A 20,805-nucleotide genomic window follows, 5' to 3' on the forward strand; every position below is an offset into this window, starting at 1 on the left:
TTAGCTGCCCTGCAGCCAGACGTCCCTCGAAACAGGATCGGTCATCGCCATGGCAACGTTACACACCCGCTCCGCAGCGCGAATGATGATCGCACCGTCCGTCGTGCTTCTCTTCGCGTGGATGATCGTCCCGCTTGCGATGACGATCTATTTCTCGACTTTGAACTACAACCTTCTCAGCCCGGGAATGGAGAGCTTCGTCGGCTTTCTGAACTACAGCTACTTCCTGTCCGATCCGGCCTTTTTCGCAGCACTCACCAATACGCTGCTGCTGGTGCTCGGCGTGCTGATCATCACCGTGGTCGGCGGTATCGCCTTCGCCTTGCTGCTCGACCAGGACATCTATGGCCAGGGCATCGTGCGCATCCTGGTGATTGCGCCGTTCTTCGTCATGCCGACGGTGGCAGCGCTTGTCTGGAAGAACATGTTCATGAACCCGGTCAACGGGCTCTTCGCACATCTTGCCAAGGCGCTCGGACTGCAGCCCTACGACTGGCTGGCAAACGCGCCGTTGTTCTCGATCATTCTGATCGTTGCCTGGCAGTGGCTGCCGTTTGCGACGCTGATCCTGCTCACGTCGTTGCAGTCGCTGGACGAGGAGCAGAAGGAAGCTGCCGAAATGGATGGCGCCGGCGCGATATCGAGATTCATCTATATCATTCTGCCGCATATGGCGCGCGCCATCACGGTGGTGATCCTGATCCAGACGATCTTCCTGCTTTCGGTCTTTGCCGAAATCCTGGTTACCACCAACGGCGGCCCGGGCACGCAGAGCACGAACCTGACCTACCTCGTCTATGCGCAGGCGCTTCTTCAGTTCGATATCGGCGGCGCTTCGGCGGGCGGTATCATTGCGGTCATCCTCGCCAACATCGTCGCGATCTTCCTTGTCCGCCTTGTTGGCAAGAATCTGGAGTCTTGAGATGGCTAGAAAAGTCACAACTCAACGCAAGGTGATCATGACGGCAATCGCCTGGACGCTGGCGATCCTGATCTTCTTTCCGATCCTCTGGACGTTTCTTACGAGCTTCAAGTCGGAGGCCGACGCGATTGCTTCGCCACCGCAGTTCCTGTTCTTCCACTGGACGACGGAAAGCTATGCGGAGGTGCAGAGCCGGTCTAACTATCTCGGCCACTTCATGAATTCGGTGATCATTTCCTTCGGCTCGACGCTGATCGGCCTCATCATCGCGATCCCTGCCGCCTGGGCCATGGCATTCTCGCCGACCAAGCGGACCAAGGACGTGCTGATGTGGATGCTGTCGACGAAGATGATGCCGCCGGTCGGCGCGCTCATTCCGATCTACCTGATGTTCCGCAATTTCGGCCTGCTCGACAGCCGGATGGGGCTGGTGATCGTGCTGACGCTGATCAACCTGCCGATCATCGTCTGGATGCTCTACACCTACTTCAAGGAAATCCCTGGCGAAATCCTCGAGGCGGCGCGCATGGACGGCGCATCGCTCGCCAAGGAAATCATCTACGTGCTGACGCCGATGGCGATACCGGGCATTGCCTCTACGCTGCTCCTCAACATCATACTGGCATGGAACGAAGCCTTCTGGACGCTGAACCTCAGCGCATCGAAAGCCGCGCCGCTGACGGCATTCATCGCCTCCTACTCCAGCCCCGAAGGTCTGTTCTACGCCAAGCTTTCGGCAGCATCGACAATGGCAATTGCGCCGATCCTGATCCTCGGCTGGTTCAGCCAAAAACAACTCGTCCGCGGCCTGACCTTCGGCGCGGTGAAATAAGACATCAGGGAGAGAAACATGGGCAGCATTACCCTTCAGAGCGTTTCGAAGGTCTTCGGCGAAGCCAAGGTCATCCCTTCGATCGATCTCGACATCCAGGACGGCGAATTCGTCGTCTTCGTCGGCCCGTCGGGCTGCGGCAAGTCCACGTTGCTCAGGCTGATCGCCGGGCTGGAGGACGTTTCCGGCGGCAAGATCGTCATCGACGGCAAGGACGCCACCGAAAAGGCACCCTCCGAGCGCGGGCTTGCGATGGTGTTCCAATCCTATGCGCTTTATCCGCATATGAGCGTGCGCAACAATATTGCCTTCCCATTGAAGATGGCGGGCATGGACAAGACCGAGATCGACAGGAAGGTAAGCGATGCCGCTCGCGTGCTCAACCTGACGGATTATCTGGAGCGCAAGCCGCGCCAGCTTTCCGGTGGCCAGCGGCAGCGAGTCGCGATCGGTCGCGCCATCGTGCGCCAGCCATCTGCCTTCCTCTTCGACGAGCCGCTATCGAACCTCGATGCCGCACTTCGCGTCAACATGCGCATCGAGATCAGCGAACTGCACCAACAACTGAAGACGACGATGGTCTACGTCACCCACGACCAGGTGGAAGCCATGACAATGGCCGACAAGATCGTCGTGTTGAACCGCGGCAACATCGAGCAGGTGGGCTCGCCGCTGGAGCTCTACAAGAGCCCACGCAATCTCTTCGTTGCCGGTTTCATCGGCTCGCCGAAGATGAATTTCATCACCGGTCAGAATGCGGCTGCGCTGAATGCGCATACGATCGGCGTGCGTCCGGAGCATGTGCTGCTTTCGACCGAAAGCGGCGACTGGAAGGGCAGGGTCATCGTCGCCGAGCATCTCGGCTCCGACACGTTCCTGCATATCGACGTCGATGGTATCGGCTCGGTTACGGCACGTGGTGGCGGCGATTTCCCGGCGAAGGCCGGGGACACCGTCTATCTGACGGCGGACAAGACGCGTATCCATAAATTCAACGAGGGCGGCCTCGCCATCTGAGGCAAATGCCGGGCGGGGTGAGAATGCAGGCCGGGCAAGGCGTCCGGTTTGCTGAGAGCAGAGCGGGAGAACGAGGTCGACAGCACCGAAGAGGGCGTGAACACTGCGTGCAAATTAACGCTGGCAACGCTTGCCGCTGCGGCTAAAACGGCCGAAATCCCGGCTTATGACCGAGCGTCGCTTACGGCCGGCATCGTGCACTTCGGCGTTGGCAATTTCCACCGCGCCCACCAGGCTATCTACCTCGATGACCTTTTCAACCAAGGAAAGGATCACGACTGGGCCATCATCGGCGCAGGCATGCTGCCTTCCGACGCCGCGATGCGCGAGAAGCTTGCAGCGCAGGACTTCCTGACGACGGTCGTGGAGCAGGACAACAACAAGACGGCGGCGCGTGTCACGGGGCCGATGGTCGACATCCTGCCGGTCGGCGATTGCGGAGCCATCGTCGCCAAACTCGCCGATCCCGCTATCCGCATCGTCTCGCTGACGATCACCGAGGGCGGATACTTCATCGACGCGTCCGGCAAATTCAATCCATCGAATCCGGCGATTGTCGCGGACGGAAAAAACCCGTCCGAGCCGAAAACCGTTTTTGGCCTTATCGTTGCCGGTCTCAAGACACGCAAGGAGAAGGGCATCGTGCCCTTCACCGTTATGTCCTGCGACAACATTCCGCATAACGGTGCCGTCACCAGAAACGCCGTCTTGGGCATGGCGGAGCTTTCCGATCCGGCGTTTGCCGTGTGGATCAAGGCGAATGTCGCCTTCCCGAACGCCATGGTTGATCGCATTACGCCGGCAACGGGCCAGCGCGAGATCGATTTGCTGACGGATACTTTCGGTATTGAAGACAACTGGCCGGTCTATTGTGAAGAGTTCAAGCAGTGGGTGCTGGAAGACAAGTTTACGGCCGGACGGCCAGCGCTCGATAAAGTCGGCGTCACCTTCGTGCCGGATGTCACGCCTTACGAGCATATGAAGATACGCATCCTCAATGGCGGCCATGCGGCGATCGCGTACCCGGCGGCGTTGATGGACATCCATTTCGTGCATGACGCGATGCAAGAGCCTCTGATCCGCGCGTTCCTCGCCAAACTCGAAAACGACGAGATCATCCCGATCGTGCCGCCCGTGCCGAATACCTCGCTCAAGGATTATTTCGCGCTGATCGAACGCCGACTTCTGAACCCGAAGATCGCCGACACGATCCCGCGCCTGGCCCAGGACGGTTCGAACCGTCAGCCGAAATTTATCCTGCCATCCACGCTCGACAATCTGCGCCAGGGCAAGGACGTCGTCGGTCTTTCGCTGGTTTCGGCTCTCTGGTGCCGTTACTTCGCGGGCACGACCGACAGCGGCAAAAAGATCGTTTTCAACGATGCTAGTGCCGACCGGCTCCATGCCGCCGCGCTGAGGGCAAAGGACGATCCGGCGGCGTTCCTCGTCTTCGACGACATTTTCGGCGAGGTGTCGCAATCGGAGTTGTTCTGCAAGCGTTTTGCGCATGCCCTGAAAACAGCGTGGGAAAAGGGCACCCGCGCGACCTTGCAGCTCTATCTCGACGGCAAGCTTGCAGTGTAGGAAATCAACATGGCGGCAATTCCTGCCGCCATTGATCCGGCTTGCGCATGCGCGAGCCGATAACGCGCCCGAACGGAACTCTGGTTGGTCTTCATGGCTAATTCTGAAACACGCCTGGTCATTTTCGATTGTGACGGTGTCCTTGTCGATAGCGAGCCGATCTCCGTCAGCGTGCTCGTCGAGGCGATGAACGACCTCGGAGTGCCGATCACCGAGGAGGAGGTCTATGGGCGATTCCTCGGCAAGAGCCTAGCGACCGTCATCGAAACGATGAAGAGCGAATATCAGGTGCATGCCGGCGACGAGTTTCTCGAGCGCATCCGCACCAATCTCTATTCGCGATTCAGGAAAGAACTGAGGCCGATCGAAGGCATAGGTGCGACAATCGACGCGCTCGACATCCCGTGCTGCGTCGCTTCGTCCAGCCAGGTCGAGCGCATCAGGCTGTCGCTCACCGTCACCGGCCTTATCGACAAGCTACCGAACATCTTCAGCGCCTCGATGGTGAAGAATGGAAAGCCGGCGCCGGACCTCTTCCTGCATGCGGCCCGCGAAATGCAGGTCGATCCGGAGGACTGCCTCGTAATCGAAGACAGCCCGGCGGGGATCGAGGCAGCCCAGGCCGCAGGCATGACGGTCTTTGCCTTTACCGGCGGGTCGCATGCCAATTTTGCAGGTTATCGTGCCGAACTCGAGCGGCTTTCGCCGGAACGCGTGTTTGACGCAATGCCGGATTTGATACACCTTATCCAGAAACAAAAGCTGGATGGGGCCTGCCCTTGATGCATGATCATGTGGTTGCGGTGGATGTCGGCACCGGCAGCGCGCGTGCCGGTGTGTTCGATGCCCGCGGTCGCCTGCTCGGAAAGGCCGAACATCCGATCATCATGAATAGGCCGCGTGAAAATCATGCCGAACATGATTCCGAAAACATCTGGTCTGCGGTGTGCATCGTCGTTCGCAAGGCGATGGAACAATCGGGCGCAGCTCCTGCGTCTGTCGGTGCGATCGGCTTCGACGGCACATGCTCGCTCGTCGTCCGCGATGTCGATGGTGGGCAGATCAGCGTCTCGACCGGGGGCGAGAGGCGCTTCGACACGATCGTCTGGCTCGACCACAGGGCGTTGAACGAAGCTGATTTCTGCACGGCAACCGGCCATGCGGTTCTCGATCATTGCGGGCATTTCATGTCGCCGGAGATGGAGATGCCAAAGCTGATGTGGCTGAAGAAGAAACTGCCTGGCACCTGGATGAATGCCGGTTATTTCTTCGATCTTGCCGACTTCATGACATGGAAGGCGACGGGCTCGCTTGCCCGTTCGCGCAGCACGCTGACGGCGAAGTGGAATTATCTGGCGCACAAGGAAAAGGGCTGGCAGCGGGATTTTCTCGCGCAGATCGGTCTGGAAGACCTGCAGGAGCGCGGCCATCTACCCGACGAGACAGCACCGGTCGGCACTAGCGTCGGCACGCTCACCCAGGAGACCGCATCAGCACTCGGGCTCACGACGGATTGCCACGTTTCGGCAGGCCTGATCGACGCCTATGCGGGCGCGCTCGGCACGCTTGCCGGCTATGCGGCCGACCCAGCGCAGCTTGAGCGTCAGTTGGCGCTCATTGCGGGAACCTCGAGCTGCATCATTTCGTTCTCCCGCGATCGAAAGCCAAGCCATGGCATGTGGGGACCGTACTACGAGGTCGTCTTTCACGATTCGTGGCTTGTTGAAGCCGGTCAATCGGCGACGGGTGCGTTGCTCGAGCATATCGTGCGTATGCATGCCGCCGGGGGCGAGCCCACCGCCGCATTGCATCAGAAGATCGTCTCCCGCATTGCGCAATTGCGGGCCGAAGACGGCGACACGCTCGGCTCGCGCATCTTCGTGCTGCCGGATTTCCACGGCAACCGGTCGCCTCTTGCCGATCCGCACGCCGTCGGCACTATCAGCGGGCTGACGCTCGATACGTCATTCGACGGCCGTTGCGCGCTCTACTGGCGTACGGCCGTCGGCATTGCGCTCGGCATCCGGCATATTCTCGAAAAGATGAAGGAATACGGTTATGTGCCGGACACGCTGCATGTTGCGGGCGGGCATGTAAAGAACCCCGTGCTGATGGAGCTTTACTCGGATGCGACAGGCTGCAGGGTCGTCGTTCCGAAGATGAACGAGGCGGTGTTGCTGGGCACTGCGATCGGGGCTTCTGTTGCCTGTGGCTTACATAAGGATCTCACGACGGCCGGCGTGGCAATGTATCCCGGCGGTGAAGAGCGTGCGCCGGACGCGACAAAGCAGGCTCTGTATGATCGCGAATACCGGCGGTTTCTCGCGATGTATCGCCATCGCGCCGAACTGGACGCGATAAGCTAGCGATTGCCGCTTTCTCCGAGAATGGTGCCGAATTCCGACATTCGCCGCCGGCGTGCGAGCGCCTCTTCGCCTGCGGCGGCAATGACGGATTCCGACAGACAGTCGAGAAGAGCGATCAACGGAGGAAGGTTGTCCTCGTCGGGCGAGCGGGCAGGCGGAAGCGCCAGCATGACGTTGGATTGGTCGGGCAGCCAGTCGCTGTTTTCCGTTGTGATCAGCACGACCTTGTAGCCATAGCGCCGCGCGGTTCGCGCCAACAGACGCGCTTTGCCGAAGCGTCGGCAATCGATGATGATCAAGAGGGCGCCTTCGCCGCTCGGGCGAGCGAAGAGTTCGGCGAAGCGGTTTGCCGAACCGTCCAGTGCGTGGACGCCATCGCGCGACCGTGTCAGCCGGTGGGCGAAATGCGTCGCGAAGCCCGCGAGCCGTACATGCGTTGCAATGAAAACTTCGCGCGCCATGCCAATCATCGCGACGGCTTCGGCCCAATGCGTCTGTGCGGTCAGATGGTAGATGTGGTGCAGTGCCTGGATCTGCTCGGTGACGAGCAAGGCAAGCGATTTTCCTTCCGAGGCGTCGGTCTGCAACTCGTTGAGCGAATTTTGAAGCTGGACAGGAGAGGTGACTGCGGTTTCACGGAAATGGACTTTGACGCTGTCGAGACCCTGATAGCCGAGGGCGCGCAGAAAACGGCCAACCGTCATCGGGCTTAGATCGAGCCTGTCGGCCACGGAGGCAGCGGTCTCGAAGGGAAGGTCGTTCAGATGCTCGGTAAAATACTTCGCAATTCTGCGCTCGGCCGGCGTGCCTGACTTCACATAGTGTCTGAGCTTCTGAACAAAGTCTTCCACATCAGCCTCCCTGACTTCCCAGAGGCAATTCGCGGATGCGCTATTGGCGAGACTTGCCGTTGCAACTATTTCCGGAAGCTGCGTCCTAGGCTCAAGTTTATATCGAATACTATAGACTATATATTAGTGTGTTATTTTAGACAAGTTTTCCATCGTTGCATGTAGTTTTATTTCGACTTGCCGTCGGGCGTTGAGATTCCTACATGCGCAGATATAACCTGGAGATGCGAAGAATGATCCTCGATGCCGCGCGCCTTGCGTTTTTCAACCTTTTTGCACCTGAAACCCGGTCTGTTTTCTGGAAGGTGCTGGGGCTTACGATCCTGGTTCTCATTGGGCTCTGGTTCGTGCTGCGAGGCCTGTTCATGACTTTGCTATTTCCGTGGATCGCGGGCTTCTTTCCGGAAATTCCGGATTGGGCCGGCTGGCTGAGCTTCGTCTTTGTTATTCTCGCAAGCATCGGTCTTGCCTTGGCCTTGGCGCTGCTGCTGTCGCCCGTGACGGCGTTGATTGCCGGCCTTTTTCTCGATGACGTGGCGGAAGTGGTGGAGAAGCGGGATTATCCCGAGGATACCCCGGGGACGGCGATGCCGATCGCCCCGGCAATCGCGAGTTCACTCAAGTTCCTGGGCGTGGTGATCGCCGGCAATATTGTCGCTCTTCTCCTGCTCTTCATCCCGGGCGTGAACCTGATTGCCTTCTTCCTGGTGAACGGTTATCTGCTCGGCCGGGAATTTTTCGAATTCGCCGCCATGCGCTTCCGTTCTCCGCAGGAGGCCCGGCTCTTCAGGGCAAAGCACGCTTCTACCGTCTTTCTCGGCGGTTTGGTGATCGCCGCTTTCCTGGCCATCCCCTTTCTCAATCTGCTGACGCCGCTTTTTGCGGCGGGCATGATGGTTCATCTCTACAAGCTGATTTCCCAACGGGATCTCGGTTTTCACCGGTAGGTCAGTTCGAGGAGGCCGATTGTTCGGCTATTCGACGGCCTCGCCGATCACCTGCGGCGGCAGTTCGACCAGCGGCGCCGGTATGTCGCAGCTCTTTTCCGGCGATTTGCAGAGATCGGCGATCACGCAGCGCTCGCATTCCGGGCGGCGCGCCTTGCACGTGTAGCGGCCGTGCAGGATCAGCCAGTGGTGGGCATGATAAAGGTAGTGACCGGGGATCACCTTCATCAGGCGGTCCTCGACCTCGTCCGGTGTCTTTCCCGGCGCCAGCTTGATGCGATTGGCGATGCGGAAGATGTGCGTGTCCACCGCCATCGTCGCCTGGCCGAAGGCCATCGACAGAACCACGTTCGCTGTCTTGCGGCCGACGCCCGGCAGGCGCACGAGTTCCTCGCGCTTCTGCGGAACCTCGCCGCCGAATTCATCGACCAGCATTTGCGAGAGCGCCATGACGTTCTTCGCCTTGTTGCGGTAAAGGCCGATCGTCCTGATGTAGTCGCGAAGGCGTTCCTCGCCGAGCGCCAACATCTTCTCCGGCGTATCTGCTACCTTGAAAAGCGCCCGCGTCGCCTTGTTGACACCGGCATCCGTCGCCTGGGCGGAGAGTGCCACGGCAACGACGAGCGTGAACGGATTGGTGTGTGCCAGCTCGCCTCTGGGTTCCGGCCGCTGGATCGAGAAGCGGCGGAATATCTCCTCGCGCTCGGCTTGCGAATACGCGGTGCGCACCGGGACGGCCTTGCGGCGGGTGATCACTTTCGATTTTTGCGATGTTTTGCGGACGGATTTGAGTTTCGGATCGGGCATCGACAATCTATACTCATCAGCCATGACGGAAAGCAACGCCGGGCGGGCGAACGAACAGCCTGTTTTTGCAGCCGAACTTTTCCCTTACCGGTCGCTCGGCCGCAAGGGTTTCAGGGTGCTGCTTTTGATTTCCGGTGCCGTCTGTTTCATCTATGGGATATTCTTCGTCATAACAGGCGCTTGGCCGATCGGCTTCTTCTTCGGGCTGGATTTCGCGTTGCTCTACGGTGCCTTCTGGCTCAACTATCGCTCCGGCAAGGCGCGCGAGGAAGTGACCGTTTCGCGCACAGATGTCGCGATCCGCAAGTTCGCGCCTTCCGGACGCATGGTGGAGCATCACTTCAATCCCTTCTGGGCGCGTTTCCTCGTCCGCCGCCACCAGGAAATCGGCATTCTGTCCATGCATATTTTCGGCGAGGGCCGGAGGACGGATATCGGCTCCTTCCTCAATCCGGATGATCGCGAAAGCTTTGCCAAGGCCTTCAAAGGAGCGCTGGCGACAGTCAAGCAGCGTATTTAGACGTTGCGCAAGAAACGGGTGGCTTGCGATGCTCCCCTTGACTATCTCCTTGTTACAAGGAGAAGAACGATGAATATGATCGCCAATCTGAACAGAGACACGACGCCGGAGGGTCCGGACTACGAGACCGTCCGTCAGGTCATCGAACTTATCACCGAGGACTATCGCGACCAGCCGTCGCTGGAGGCGATTGCCGCGCGGCTCAACCAGTCGCCGACGCAGCTTCAAAAGACCTTTACCCGCTGGGCCGGGCTTTCGCCCAAGGCCTTCCTGCAGGCAGTCACGCTCGATCATGCCAAGCGGTTGCTGCGCAATGAAGACATGCCGCTGCTTGAAACTTCGATCGAGGTGGGCCTTTCCGGTCCAAGCCGTCTTCACGATCTCTTCGTCACCCATGAGGCCATGTCGCCCGGTGAGTGGAAGGCAAAGGGCGGCGGCCTGACGATCCGCTACGGCTTCCATCAGTCGCCCTTCGGCGTCGCGCTGGTCATGGCCACCGATCGCGGCCTTGCAGGCCTTGCCTTCAGCGATCTCGGCGACGAGGCCGCCTGTTTCGAAGACATGACGTGCCGCTGGCCGAATGCCCAATATGTCGAGGATCGGCAGGCAACCACGCCTTATGCAGAGCGCATTTTCGAGCCCGGAAAGTGGTCTGCAGACCAGCCTTTGCGCGTCGTGCTCATCGGCACGGATTTTCAGGTCCGCGTCTGGGAGAGTCTTTTGAAGATTCCGCTTGGCAAAGCGATGACTTATTCGGACATCGCTAAAGATATCGGCCAGCCGACGGCATCGCGTGCAGTCGGTGCTGCGATTGGACGCAATCCGATCTCCTTCGTTGTGCCATGCCACCGTGCGCTCGGGAAAAATGGCGACTTGACGGGCTACCATTGGGGTCTCACCCGCAAACGGGCGATACTGGGGTGGGAAGCCGGTCAGGCGTGAATTTCGGCTAGTTCGAGCAGCGCCTTTGCGGCGCTCTCGTCGGTGATCAGCGTATTGCAGCCGATGCGCCGGATGGTGGCACGGACCGCGACGGCGCGGTGTGCGCCCCCTGAAGAGAGCACGATGTGCCGTGCCTTCTTCAGGGTGTCCAGATCGACCGACATCACGCGGCTGTTGATCGAGTGATCGACGGTGTTGCCGTCCTTGTCCAGAAAATTGAACATCGTGTCGCAGACGCAGCCGGCCTCGATCAGCTGCCGCAGTTCGGCCTTGGAAATCCAGCCTTCCGACAGAGATGTCGAATGCGGGCCGATGTCGCCGCAGCTGACGATCGCAAGATCAAGGTCTTCCGCAAGCCGGTAGATCGTGTCCAGCCCGCATTTTTCGATCAGATTACGCTTCGTCTCGACCGAATCCACGAGCAGCGGCGAGAGGAACATGTAGCACTCGGCGCCAAGTTGGCTTGCAAGCCGCCACGTATAGTCGATGGGGTTTGTCTGGTGCACGGCGACGATGCCGCCTAGCAGCGAGACGACCTTACAATTGGTGCGCCGAGGCGGCCGGAAGCTCGAAAGCGAAGCCGTCATCGTGCGTCCCCAGCCGACGCCGATCGTATAGTCGTCGGGGATCGCCTCGGAGAGGAACTGGCCGAGCGCAAGCCCGACGCTCTTTGCGAGACTATCGACGTCGGAACTGACGGGAGCGGGCACAACGATTGCCTCGTCGAGCCCGTAGGCGCGCTCCAGCTTCACGGAAAGCTCGACGCAGTCGCCGATCGAATCGTTGATCCAGATCTGCACCTCGCTGCGCTTCATCGCCTCGTCGAGCAAGCGGATGACTGTCGTGCGGCTTATGCCGAGCTGCTCGGCGACGTCCTTCTGCGTCAGGCCCTGATTGTAGTAGAGCCACGCGGCGCGTAGCCTCAGCGAGGAGGCTTCTGAGTAAGCCGTGTGCGTGCCGCGTTTCAGCTTGACCACATCTTCTCCTGCTTGAGTTTCACCCTAGTTGCATCCGGAGGCGGAAAAACAGGGCCATTTTCCTTGTTCCCAGCGATAATGACGGGCGTGACACTTATGTCAATTGAAATGCACAAATGTCCTTGACTTTCTCATTTCGGAATGGCGATAGTCATTCCCGACGCAGTCGTTTGTCCGAGGAAGACAATGTGCGGGCACATGGGAAGGCACGCGTTTTCGCCTGCAGCAAACTCATCTGCCTGTAGACTACCTCATTGCCGGGCGGAGCTCGCGCCGGTCCGCAGCTCAAGTTAGCAGTTCGAGTTCACAAGGGATTTTGACCATGACATCCAAGCTTGACCAACTTCGCGACATGACCACGGTCGTCGCCGATACCGGCGATATCGAGGCTGTCGCCCGCCTGAAGCCGGTCGATTGCACGACCAATCCGACCATCGTTCTGAAGGCACTCGGAACGCCGATGTTTGCCGACGCAATCAAGGAAGCCGTCTCCTGGGGCAAGAAACAGGGCGGAAACAGCGATGCGGTTGCCGCAGCCGTTGCCGATCGTCTAGCGATTTCCGTTGGCGCCGCCTTGTCGAAGCTCGTGCCGGGTCGCGTATCGACCGAGGTCGATGCTGACCTTTCTTTCGACACTGAAGCATCGATCGCCAAAGCGCACGGCATCATCGCCTCCTACAAGGAGCGCGGTATCGAGCGCGACCGCATTCTGATCAAGCTCGCCTCGACCTGGGAAGGCATCCGCGCCGCGGAAGTGCTGCAGAAGGAGGGCATCGACTGCAACCTGACGCTTCTCTTCTCCAAGGCCCAGGCCATTGCCTGCGCCGATGCGAAGGCTTTTCTGATCTCGCCCTTCGTCGGCCGCATCCTCGACTGGTACAAGAAGTCGACGGGCAAGGATTACACTGCGGAAGAGGATCCGGGCGTTCAGTCTGTCCGTGACATCTACAATTACTACAAGGCGCATGACATCAAGACGATCGTCATGGGCGCCTCGTTCCGCAACGCCGGTGAAATCGAAGCACTGGCTGGTTGCGACCGCCTGACCATCAGCCCGGCGCTGCTCGACGAACTCGCCAACGATCAGGGCGCGCTGGTCCGCAAGCTCTCGCCGGACACGAAGAAGGCCGAGCCGAGGATCGAAATCGACGAGAAGGCCTTCCGCTGGATGATGAACGAAGATGCGATGGCAACCGAAAAGCTTGCCGAAGGCATTCGCGCCTTCGCCAAGGACCTGACAGCGCTTCGCACGATGGTCCAGAAGGAATTGCAGCTCGCTGCTGCCTGACGTCTTCATAGAAAACGGCTAAAAGGCGCGGTTGCCAATGGTGGCCGCGCCTTTTTCGTACTGATATCAATGGCATAAAGCCTGAGGAAAGACATGGCGGATGACGATCAGCGCAGTTCGATAATGACCTATGCCGTCCGGCATCTGAGCATCATCATTGCTTTCATTGCGGGCTTGGTCGTTTTCCTCCTTCTCACCTCCCGGGATGTGAACGCCAAGAACGTGCTGGTCGGCTGGAACGTGACGGCCATCGTCTTTACATGTATCAGTTGGCGAAGGATGCTTCGGGCGACAGTCGCGGATATCAGGAAGCGAGCGGAAGATCTGGATTTTTCAGACACCTTCGTGCTCTTCCTGTCGATCGCGGCGGCGCTCGCAAGCATTGCTGGCATTGGGCTCGAGCTGCATTCCGTGAAAGAAGCACCACCTGATGTCGCCTTCGCCAGGGCCTGCGCGGCGGTGGTCACGATCCTGGTCTCCTGGATTTTCCTCCACACGCTCTTCACCATCCACTACGCCCATCGATTCTATGGCGGACCTGACAAGGGTGAAGGCCTGATTTTTCCGGACAGGATCGAAGAGCCCGTCTATTGGGACTTCCTCTATTTCTCATTCACGATCGGCGTCGCGGCGCAGACGGCTGATGTTGCCGTCTCCACCATGACGATGCGCAAGATCGCGCTGCTTCACGCAGTGCTGTCGTTTCTCTTCAATACGACGATCCTCGCACTCGCGATCAATGTCGGAGCGAGCCTGCTCTAGGCAAGCCACGCTGTTCTAGAGAACCGCTTGGCCGGCGATCAGCGCCAAGATCAGGAAGATCAGGAAGATGACGAGGGCGATGCCGAAAAGGACGCGCGCGATCGTTGCGGTGGCGGCTGAGATACCGGAAAAACCGAAGAACCCGGCAACCAGCGAAATGACGAGAAATATGAGAGCCCATTTGAGCATGGATGTTTCCTCTGCGTTGGATACAGAAAGAGGACGCAGGAAAGGCCAAATTGTTCCGCCGCAGTTGTCTGCGACGGTCTTGATCACAACTGATACTGGTCGGAATTACTCAACCATGATTGATCATCACGTGCCGGACGGCGGTGTAATCCTCCAGCGCATAGACCGACATGTCCTTGCCGTAGCCGGATTGCTTGAGACCGCCATGCGGCATTTCGTTGACCAGCATGAAATGCGTGTTGATCCAAGTGCAGCCATATTGCAGGCGCGCGGCCGTCTTCATGCCGCAGCTGATGTCCTTGGTCCAGACGGAGGAGGCAAGGCCATAGTCGCTGTCGTTCGCCCAAGCGACGGCATCCTCGACGTCGGTGAAGCGCGTAACGGAGACGACCGGGCCGAAGACTTCGCGGCGGACGATCTCGTCATCCTGCGTGGCACCGGCGATGACGGTTGGCGTGAAGAAGAAGCCCTTGTCGCCTGAGGTCTTGCCGCCGGTCGTAATTTCCATGTGCTTGTGCTCGGCAGCGCGGGTGACGAAGCTTTCGACGCGGTCGCGCTGGCGCTTGGAGATCAGCGGGCCGATCTCGTTTTCAGTGTCCTCGGCCTGGTTGAACTTAATCGAGGAAACCGCCGAGGAGAGATCGGCGACGAACCTGTCGTAGACCTTGGCGTCAGCATAGATACGGCAGGCGGCGGTGCAGTCCTGGCCGGCGTTGTAGTAACCGAAGGTGCGAATGCCTGCAACTACGGCATCGATATCGGCGTCGTCGAAGACGATGACGGGGGCCTTGCCGCCAAGTTCCAGATGCGTGCGCTTGACGGACTTGGCGGCTGCCTGCAGCACCTTCTTGCCGGTCGCAACATCGCCGGTGATCGAGATCATGGCGATCTTCGGGTGGTTGATCAGCGCATTGCCGACACTTTCTCCGCGACCGAGGATGACGTTGACAACGCCCTCGGGCAGGATGTCAGCGAGCAGTTTCGCCATCTTCAGAGCCGTCAGCGGCGTTTGTTCGGAAGGCTTGAAGACGACGGTGTTGCCGCCGGCAATCGCGGGTGCCAGCTTCCAGGCCATCATCATCAGTGGATAATTCCAGGGCGCGATCGAGCCGACGATGCCGATTGCGTCGCGGCGGATCATCGAGGTGTGATCAGGCAGGTATTCGCCCGAAACCGGGCCATGCAGGTTGCGGACAGCGCCCGCGAAGAAACGGTAGCAATCGACGATCGCCGGGATTTCATCGTTGAGCACGGCGTTGATCGGCTTGCCGCAGTTCAGTGCTTCGAGCGTGGCAAAGCCCTGTCCGTCTTTCTCAATGGCATCGGCGATCTTCAGCAGATAGCCGGAGCGTTCGGCAGGTGTCGTCTGCGACCACCGCTTGAAAGCCTTCCCGGCGGCTTCCACAGCGGCATCGATCTGGCCGAACGAGGCTTCCGGCAGATTCAGCACCGTCTCGCCCGTCTTCGGGTTCAGGATGTGTTCGTCCGTTTCCGTGCCCGTTTCGAAGCGGGATCCAATCAGCATCTGGGTGTCCATGATGTTCTCCCTTTTATTTGCCGGCTCCGGCGATTTGGTCGCCGTCGCGGGTGAGGTAGTAGGCTGCCAGGATCGGCAGGAAGGTGACGAGCACGACGGCCATGGCGACCACGTTGGTGACCGGGCGCTGGCGCGGGCGGATGAGTTCTTCGAGCATCCAGATCGGCAGTGTCGATTGCTGGCCGCCGGTGAAGGTGGTGACGATGACTTCGTCGAAGGAGAGCGCAAAGGCAAGCATGCCGCCGGCAAGCAGCGCGGTGCCGATATTCGGCAGGATGACGTGCCGGAAAGTCTGGAAGCCGTCGGCACCTAGGTCCATCGAAGCTTCGATCAATGAGCCGGAGGTGCGGCGGAAGCGGGCGACCGCATTGTTGTAGACGACCACGACGCAGAAGGTGGCGTGGCCAAGCACGATCGTCCAGACCGAGAACGGGATGTCGAACAGGCTGAAGGCCGAGCGCAGCGCAATACCGGTGATGATACCGGGAAGGGCGATCGGCAGAATGACGAGCAAAGAGATTACCTCGCGGCCGAAGAACTTCGTCTGGCTGACGGCGGCAGCACAAAGCGTGCCGAGCACCAGGGCGATAGCGGTGGCGATGCAGGCGACTTGAACAGAAAGGCCGAGGGCTGCCCAGACGTCAGGCCGGTTCCAGGCCACGTCGAACCACTGCGTCGTCAGCCCCGGCGGCGGCCACTGGTAGCTCTTCTCCTCGGTGGTGAATGCATAGACGAAGATCAAAAGGATCGGCAGATGCAGGAAAAGCAGGCCGCTCACGGCTGCGATCTTCAGGGGGAGAGGGGAGCGGTGTCCTCGGTCAGAGCGCATCGAAGGCCCCCTGTTTCTTTGCAAGCCAGAGGTAGATGGCCATGATGACGATCGGCACGACGGAGAAGGCGGCGGCGAGCGGCACGTTGCCGGCGGTGCCCTGCTGCGCATAGACCGCCTGGCCGATGAAGAGGCGGGAAGAACCGATGATCTGCGGGATAATGTAATCGCCGAGGGTCAGCGAGAAAGTGAAGATCGAGCCGGCGACGATGCCGGGCAGCGCGAGCGGGAACAGCACCGTGCGGAAGGTCTGGCCCGGCGTGGCGCCGAGATCGGAGGCGGCCTCGATCAGGTTTGCAGGCACGCGCTCGAGAGCGGCCTGCGTCGGCAGGATCATGTAGGGCAGCCAGATATAGACGAAAACGACGAAGGTTCCGAGATAGCTCACCGAAAGCGAATTGCCGCCGACAACCGGCAGCGTAAGAATGGCGTCGAGCAGCCATGAGAGATGCAGTTTGGCGAAGATCCAGGTGAGGATGCCTTCCTTGGCGAGGATCAGCTTCCAGGCGTAAACCTTGACGAGATAGCTCGACCAGAGAGGCAGCATGACACCGAGATAGAAAAACGCCTTCCACTTTCCCTGCGCATAGCGCGCGGCGTAGTAGGCGACTGGGAAGGCGATGACGGCCGATGCGATCGTCACCATGACCGCCATGACGACGGTACGGACGATGATGTCGAAATTGGCCGGGTTCAGAAGCTCGGCATAGGTCGCAAGCGTGAACTCGTATTTGATCAAGCCGGAGAAATCGTCGATCGAGAAGAAACTCTGCAGCAGCAGTGCGATAAGCGAACCGATATAGATGATGCCGAGCCACAGCAGCGGCGGTGTCAGCATCAGCAAAAGCAGTAGCTTCGGATGGCGCCAGAAGGCGTCCGACAACCCACCGAAGATTCCGCCCCGGCCGGGCAAGATGGAGGTCGTAACGCCAGGCTTTGTCAGGGCAAGCACTGTCATGCTGCATCATCCATGTAATGCACGTCGGCCGGCTGCCAAGCAAGGCGCACGCTGGCGCCGATATCCGGCACAATGGCACCTGCGGGTAGTGTGACATGCAGGCGTGTGCCCCTCATGCCGACCGTCAGGCGAGTCGCGGCGCCAAGGAAACTGGTGTTTTCGACCGCCGCCTCCATGCCGTCGCCGGAGAGATGGATCGCCTCGGGGCGCAGGCTTGCCCAGCGCTTTTCGCCGCCCAGCGACGTCATTACATCTGGCGCGATGACATTCGAGGAACCAACGAAATCTGCGACGAAGCATGTCTTCGGACGGCGGTAGATATCCTGCGGGGTACCCTCCTGCACGATGCCGCCATTGTTGAAGACGGCGACGCGGTCTGCCATGGAGAGCGCCTCGCCCTGATCGTGGGTGACAAAGACGAAGGTGATGCCGAGTGCGCGCTGAAGGCTCTTCAATTCTTCCTGCATCTGCTCCCGCAGCTTCAGATCAAGCGCGCCAAGCGGCTCGTCGAGCAGCAGGACCTTCGGCTTGTTGACGAGCGCTCGGGCGAGTGCCACGCGCTGGCGCTGGCCGCCGGAGAGCTGGCCGGGGCGGCGGGCGCCGTAGCCCGGAAGTTTCACAAGTTCCAGCGCCTGTTCGGCCGCCTTGGTGCGCTCTGCCTTACCGATGCCCTTGACCATCAGCCCGTAGGCAACGTTGTCGAGGATGTTGAGATGCGGGAAGAGCGCGTAGTCCTGGAAGACGGTGTTGACGTTGCGGCGGTAGGGCGGGACACCGTCTGCCGTTTCTCCGAAAATCTCGATATGCCCATCCGTTGGCTGTTCGAAGCCGGCGATCAGACGCAGGCAGGTCGTCTTTCCAGAACCCGACGGACCGAGCATCGCGAAGAACTCGCCCGGTGCGATTTGGAGATCGACGCCGTCGACTGCGCGAACCTGGCCGAAATGGCGCGAAACCTGCTGGAAACGGACGGCGGGGGTCATTGGGGTCTCCGGGTTATACATGATGCCCCTCATCCTGCCTGCGGGACACCTTCTCGCCGCAAGCGCGCGGCGAAGGGGATTCGCGGCGATGCTCTCGCCCCTCGGGGCGTTTCAGATAGCGGCGAGAGGTTTTGGGGCATGTCGCCTCTCCCTGCGTGTGGGAGAGGATTAGGGGCAATCATTCTGCCTGTTGACTACCGCCCGCCGATCACGCCGATATAGTCAGACACCCAGCGATGATACGGCACGCATTCACTTTGTGTCGTGCATTTGGCAACAGGCGTCTTCCAGAATTTGATCTTGTCGAAGTGGTCGAAGCCGTTGGTGGTGCAGCCGGTATCGGTCAGCAGTTCGTTGCCCTTGCATGCTGCCGGAACGGAGGGGACGGCGCCGAACCAGGCGGCGGCATCACCCTGGACCTTGGGGGACAGGGAGTGCTCCATCCACATATAGGCGCAGTTCGGATGCTCGCTGTCGACATGAAGCATTGTCGTGTCGGCCCAGCCGGTGACGCCTTCCTCGGGGAAGGTCGAGGCGATCTTCTGCTTGTCGGCCTGCATCAGGTTCACCTGGAACGGCCAGGAGCCGGATGCGACGACGCCTTCGTTCTTGAAGTCGTCGATCTGGATCATCGCGTCATGCCAGTAGCGGGAGACGAGCTTTCGCTGGCCGCGCAGCAGATCGAGGGCCGCCTTATACTGGTCTTCATTGAGTTCGTAGGGATCCTTGATACCGAGATCAGGCTTGTGGGCCATCAGATACATGGCAGCATCGGCGACGTAGATCGGCCCGTCATAGGCCTGGACGCGGCCCTTGTTGGACTTGCCATCAGGCAGCGTTTCTTCTTCGAATACCACCTTCCAGCTGGTCGGGGCCTTATCCTTGAAGGCATCGGTGTTGTACATCAAAACGTTCGGCCCCCACAGATAGGGCACGCCGTAGTGGACGCCGCCCACGGTATGCCACGGAGCGCTCTGAAGGCGTTCGTCGAGGTTTTTGAAGCTCGGAATGAGATCGGTATTGATCGGCTGCACGCGCTTGCCGGCAACGAGACGCAGCGAAGCATCGCCCGAAGCGGTGACGAGATCGAAGCCACCTTCGTTCATCAGCGCCACCATCTCATCCGAGGTCGCCGCCGTCTTCACGGAAACCTTGCAGCCGGTCTTCTTTTCAAAATCTGTAACCCAGTCGTAATTCTTGTCGGTTTCGCCGCGCTCGATATAGCCGGCCCAGGCGACGATGCTGACCGCACCCTCACCCTTGTCCAAGGCCTTCAACGGTTCGGCAGCAGCCACCTGCGTCACGAAGCTTAAGCTTGCGAGGGCAGCAGTGCACGATTTCAGAAGGTACTTCATCGCCTGTCTCCCGGTTTGTGCCGCTTGTTGCGGCATTTTGTTCCCGGCTGAAAGGTGCGCTGAAATATCCGGTTTCGCAAATTCATTTATCAGAAAGACGATATCGGAAATTCCGATATCTTTTATCGCGCACGGCCGGATCGCATCGCTTCCGCAATACCGACGAAATCTCGTGCTGCTTGCGGCAGGCTGGAACCCTTGCGCCAGACCATGCCGACCTGGACGACTGGCAATGAACCGGAGACATCGCGGCTTTCGATCCGGTCGCCTTCCAGCGACCAGGGGCGGTAGACGAGATCAGGAAGCAGCGCGACGCCGGCGCCTGTTGCGACGAGACTGCGCACGGCTTCCACCGACCGGGTGCGGAAGGCAACATGCGGGCGGGCGCCGAGCGCTGACAGCAGCTTGCCGGTGTTCTCCTCGATCTCATCCACCGTCAGCATGATCAGCGGCTCGCGGGCAATGTCGGCAACCGAGATGATGTCGGCCGAAACCAACGGGTGGCCGATCGGCAGCCCGAGACGATAGGGCGAAGTTTCGAGGATCTCCGCCTGCAGCGCCATGCGGTCGCGCAGATTGGAGATTACCATGACCGCGACATCGAGTTCACCGCCGACCAGCAGATGCTCCAGATAGCCGCCATTGTCTTCGATTGCACTAACCTCCACACCAGGGCAGGCGCGGCGGTATCGCGCCAGAAGATCGGAGAGAACGTAGCCTGCGACCAGCGAGGTGACGCCGATATTCAATGTTCCGGACAGAGCGCTTTGCAGGCTGGAAAAACTGGCGCGGGCATCGGAGACGCTGGCTAGAATTTTAGTCGCATGCCGGAGGAACTGGTGACCGTTGTGGGTGATCGTCAGGCCGCGGGGGTGACGTTCGAAGAGTTCGACGCCGAGGTCGGTTTCCAACTCCTTCAGCGCTTCTGTGACCGATGATTGCGAGATGGAAAGATTCTGCGCGGCGCGCGTCACCGAACCCTGCTCGGCAACGGCGACGAAATACTGGATCTGGCGAAGGGTGAAGGCCATGTGTGTTTTTAGAGCACGGCCAAACCGATCATGGCAAGCACATCGGGTGGTGGACCTTTTTTGGTCTTTAGCCTGAATTGGTATGTTTCTCGAAAGACCACTTAAGCA

Annotated in this window: 21 protein-coding genes; 11 read left to right on the top strand and 10 right to left on the bottom strand. The window is 59.7% G+C overall.

The window, feature by feature from the left end:
• Positions 1-49: 49 nt before the first annotated feature.
• From C9413_RS00465 to C9413_RS00490, 6 genes are all read left to right on the top strand, one after another.
• Entirely contained in the window at positions 50-922 is an 873-nt protein-coding gene (locus C9413_RS00465) for a sugar ABC transporter permease (protein ID WP_039846184.1), read from the top strand.
• A gap of 1 nt (position 923) precedes the next feature.
• Positions 924-1,754, top strand: a complete 831-nt coding sequence (locus tag C9413_RS00470) for a carbohydrate ABC transporter permease (protein WP_022715969.1) — start codon at positions 924-926, stop codon at positions 1,752-1,754.
• Between the two features lie 18 nt (positions 1,755-1,772).
• On the top strand, positions 1,773-2,771 hold the full coding sequence (locus C9413_RS00475) for an ABC transporter ATP-binding protein (protein ID WP_039846183.1): 999 nt from the start codon (positions 1,773-1,775) through the stop codon (positions 2,769-2,771).
• A gap of 96 nt (positions 2,772-2,867) precedes the next feature.
• On the top strand, positions 2,868-4,355 hold the full coding sequence (locus C9413_RS00480) for a mannitol dehydrogenase family protein (RefSeq protein WP_170250110.1): 1,488 nt from the start codon (positions 2,868-2,870) through the stop codon (positions 4,353-4,355).
• A 93-nt stretch (positions 4,356-4,448) separates the two neighbouring features.
• Entirely contained in the window at positions 4,449-5,138 is a 690-nt protein-coding gene (locus tag C9413_RS00485; protein WP_039847006.1) for an HAD family hydrolase, read from the top strand.
• Positions 5,138-6,721, top strand: coding sequence for an FGGY-family carbohydrate kinase (locus tag C9413_RS00490; RefSeq protein WP_170250104.1), 1,584 nt, complete (start codon positions 5,138-5,140; stop codon positions 6,719-6,721). The genes C9413_RS00485 and C9413_RS00490 overlap by 1 nt, the downstream gene beginning before the upstream one ends.
• Here C9413_RS00490 and C9413_RS00495 read toward each other — a convergent pair.
• Positions 6,718-7,572: a MurR/RpiR family transcriptional regulator gene (locus C9413_RS00495; RefSeq protein WP_039846180.1), complete on the bottom strand. Its 855-nt coding sequence runs from the start codon at positions 7,570-7,572 to the stop codon at positions 6,718-6,720. The genes C9413_RS00490 and C9413_RS00495 overlap by 4 nt on opposite strands.
• A 233-nt stretch (positions 7,573-7,805) precedes the next feature.
• Here C9413_RS00495 and C9413_RS00500 point away from each other — a divergent pair, with 233 nt between their 5' ends.
• The gene (locus C9413_RS00500; RefSeq protein WP_039846179.1) at positions 7,806-8,519 is read left to right on the top strand and encodes a sulfate transporter family protein; all 714 of its coding nucleotides are present in this window, start codon (positions 7,806-7,808) and stop codon (positions 8,517-8,519) included.
• A 27-nt stretch (positions 8,520-8,546) separates the two neighbouring features.
• Here the strand turns inward: C9413_RS00500 and nth are convergent, their stop codons facing one another.
• Positions 8,547-9,350: an endonuclease III gene (gene nth / locus C9413_RS00505; protein ID WP_170250105.1), complete on the bottom strand. Its 804-nt coding sequence runs from the start codon at positions 9,348-9,350 to the stop codon at positions 8,547-8,549.
• Here nth and C9413_RS00510 point away from each other — a divergent pair.
• Entirely contained in the window at positions 9,349-9,846 is a 498-nt protein-coding gene (locus tag C9413_RS00510) for a DUF2244 domain-containing protein (protein WP_039847005.1), read from the top strand. The genes nth and C9413_RS00510 overlap by 2 nt on opposite strands.
• Before the next feature lie 69 nt (positions 9,847-9,915).
• A complete protein-coding gene (locus C9413_RS00515) occupies positions 9,916-10,788 on the top strand; it encodes a bifunctional helix-turn-helix domain-containing protein/methylated-DNA--[protein]-cysteine S-methyltransferase (protein ID WP_039846177.1) in 873 nt (290 codons plus the stop codon).
• Here the strand turns inward: C9413_RS00515 and C9413_RS00520 are convergent.
• Entirely contained in the window at positions 10,779-11,765 is a 987-nt protein-coding gene (locus C9413_RS00520; RefSeq protein ID WP_039846176.1) for a sugar-binding transcriptional regulator, read from the bottom strand. The two genes, C9413_RS00515 and C9413_RS00520, sit on opposite strands and share 10 nt — an antisense overlap.
• Positions 11,766-12,087: 322 nt before the next feature.
• On the opposite strand from C9413_RS00520, the gene tal reads away from it, so the two are divergent.
• Together tal and C9413_RS00530 are read left to right on the top strand one after the other, a co-directional pair.
• On the top strand, positions 12,088-13,053 hold the full coding sequence (gene tal / locus C9413_RS00525; protein WP_039846175.1) for a transaldolase: 966 nt from the start codon (positions 12,088-12,090) through the stop codon (positions 13,051-13,053).
• Positions 13,054-13,146: 93 nt separating this feature from the next.
• Positions 13,147-13,815, top strand: coding sequence for a DUF1345 domain-containing protein (locus C9413_RS00530; protein WP_039846174.1), 669 nt, complete (start codon positions 13,147-13,149; stop codon positions 13,813-13,815).
• A gap of 15 nt (positions 13,816-13,830) precedes the next feature.
• Here the strand turns inward: C9413_RS00530 and C9413_RS00535 are convergent, their stop codons facing one another.
• From C9413_RS00535 to C9413_RS00565, 7 genes are all read right to left on the bottom strand, one after another.
• Complete coding sequence (locus C9413_RS00535) at positions 13,831-14,004, bottom strand: DUF1328 domain-containing protein (protein ID WP_022715956.1); 174 nt, start codon at positions 14,002-14,004, stop codon at positions 13,831-13,833.
• A gap of 109 nt (positions 14,005-14,113) precedes the next feature.
• Entirely contained in the window at positions 14,114-15,541 is a 1,428-nt protein-coding gene (locus tag C9413_RS00540; protein WP_039846173.1) for a gamma-aminobutyraldehyde dehydrogenase, read from the bottom strand.
• Between the two features lie 13 nt (positions 15,542-15,554).
• Positions 15,555-16,370 carry an ABC transporter permease gene (locus tag C9413_RS00545; protein WP_039846172.1) on the bottom strand — a complete coding sequence of 272 codons (816 nt, stop codon included), beginning with the start codon at positions 16,368-16,370 and terminating at the stop codon, positions 15,555-15,557.
• Positions 16,360-17,328, bottom strand: coding sequence for an ABC transporter permease (locus tag C9413_RS00550; protein ID WP_039846171.1), 969 nt, complete (start codon positions 17,326-17,328; stop codon positions 16,360-16,362). Before C9413_RS00550 ends, C9413_RS00545 begins: the two co-directional genes overlap by 11 nt.
• A complete protein-coding gene (locus tag C9413_RS00555; protein ID WP_039846170.1) occupies positions 17,325-18,311 on the bottom strand; it encodes an ABC transporter ATP-binding protein in 987 nt (328 codons plus the stop codon). The genes C9413_RS00550 and C9413_RS00555 overlap by 4 nt, the downstream gene beginning before the upstream one ends.
• A gap of 194 nt (positions 18,312-18,505) precedes the next feature.
• On the bottom strand, positions 18,506-19,666 hold the full coding sequence (locus C9413_RS00560) for an ABC transporter substrate-binding protein (protein ID WP_039846169.1): 1,161 nt from the start codon (positions 19,664-19,666) through the stop codon (positions 18,506-18,508).
• Between the two features lie 122 nt (positions 19,667-19,788).
• The gene (locus tag C9413_RS00565) at positions 19,789-20,697 is read right to left on the bottom strand and encodes a LysR family transcriptional regulator (protein ID WP_170250106.1); all 909 of its coding nucleotides are present in this window, start codon (positions 20,695-20,697) and stop codon (positions 19,789-19,791) included.
• Between the last annotated feature and the right edge of the window lie 108 nt (positions 20,698-20,805).

This window comes from Rhizobium sp. SEMIA 4085, from assembly GCF_013004495.1.
GTDB classification, from domain to species: domain Bacteria; phylum Pseudomonadota; class Alphaproteobacteria; order Rhizobiales; family Rhizobiaceae; genus Rhizobium; species Rhizobium gallicum.

Excerpts from the sequence above, each read along its gene's own strand:
- C9413_RS00465 (WP_039846184.1), top strand. The coding sequence starts at position 50 with ATGGCAACGTTACACACCCGCTCCGCAGCGCGAATGATGATCGCACCG.
- C9413_RS00470 (WP_022715969.1), top strand. The coding sequence starts at position 924 with ATGGCTAGAAAAGTCACAACTCAACGCAAGGTGATCATGACGGCAATC.
- C9413_RS00475 (WP_039846183.1), top strand. The coding sequence starts at position 1,773 with ATGGGCAGCATTACCCTTCAGAGCGTTTCGAAGGTCTTCGGCGAAGCC.
- C9413_RS00485 (WP_039847006.1), top strand. The coding sequence starts at position 4,449 with ATGGCTAATTCTGAAACACGCCTGGTCATTTTCGATTGTGACGGTGTC.
- C9413_RS00490 (WP_170250104.1), top strand. The coding sequence starts at position 5,138 with ATGCATGATCATGTGGTTGCGGTGGATGTCGGCACCGGCAGCGCGCGT.
- C9413_RS00500 (WP_039846179.1), top strand. The coding sequence starts at position 7,806 with ATGATCCTCGATGCCGCGCGCCTTGCGTTTTTCAACCTTTTTGCACCT.
- C9413_RS00510 (WP_039847005.1), top strand. The coding sequence starts at position 9,349 with ATGACGGAAAGCAACGCCGGGCGGGCGAACGAACAGCCTGTTTTTGCA.
- nth (WP_170250105.1), bottom strand. The coding sequence starts at position 9,350 with ATGGCTGATGAGTATAGATTGTCGATGCCCGATCCGAAACTCAAATCC.
- C9413_RS00515 (WP_039846177.1), top strand. The coding sequence starts at position 9,916 with ATGAATATGATCGCCAATCTGAACAGAGACACGACGCCGGAGGGTCCG.
- tal (WP_039846175.1), top strand. The coding sequence starts at position 12,088 with ATGACATCCAAGCTTGACCAACTTCGCGACATGACCACGGTCGTCGCC.
- C9413_RS00530 (WP_039846174.1), top strand. The coding sequence starts at position 13,147 with ATGGCGGATGACGATCAGCGCAGTTCGATAATGACCTATGCCGTCCGG.
- C9413_RS00535 (WP_022715956.1), bottom strand. The coding sequence starts at position 14,004 with ATGCTCAAATGGGCTCTCATATTTCTCGTCATTTCGCTGGTTGCCGGG.
- C9413_RS00540 (WP_039846173.1), bottom strand. The coding sequence starts at position 15,541 with ATGGACACCCAGATGCTGATTGGATCCCGCTTCGAAACGGGCACGGAA.
- C9413_RS00545 (WP_039846172.1), bottom strand. The coding sequence starts at position 16,370 with ATGCGCTCTGACCGAGGACACCGCTCCCCTCTCCCCCTGAAGATCGCA.
- C9413_RS00550 (WP_039846171.1), bottom strand. The coding sequence starts at position 17,328 with ATGACAGTGCTTGCCCTGACAAAGCCTGGCGTTACGACCTCCATCTTG.
- C9413_RS00555 (WP_039846170.1), bottom strand. The coding sequence starts at position 18,311 with ATGACCCCCGCCGTCCGTTTCCAGCAGGTTTCGCGCCATTTCGGCCAG.
- C9413_RS00560 (WP_039846169.1), bottom strand. The coding sequence starts at position 19,666 with ATGAAGTACCTTCTGAAATCGTGCACTGCTGCCCTCGCAAGCTTAAGC.
- C9413_RS00565 (WP_170250106.1), bottom strand. The coding sequence starts at position 20,697 with ATGGCCTTCACCCTTCGCCAGATCCAGTATTTCGTCGCCGTTGCCGAG.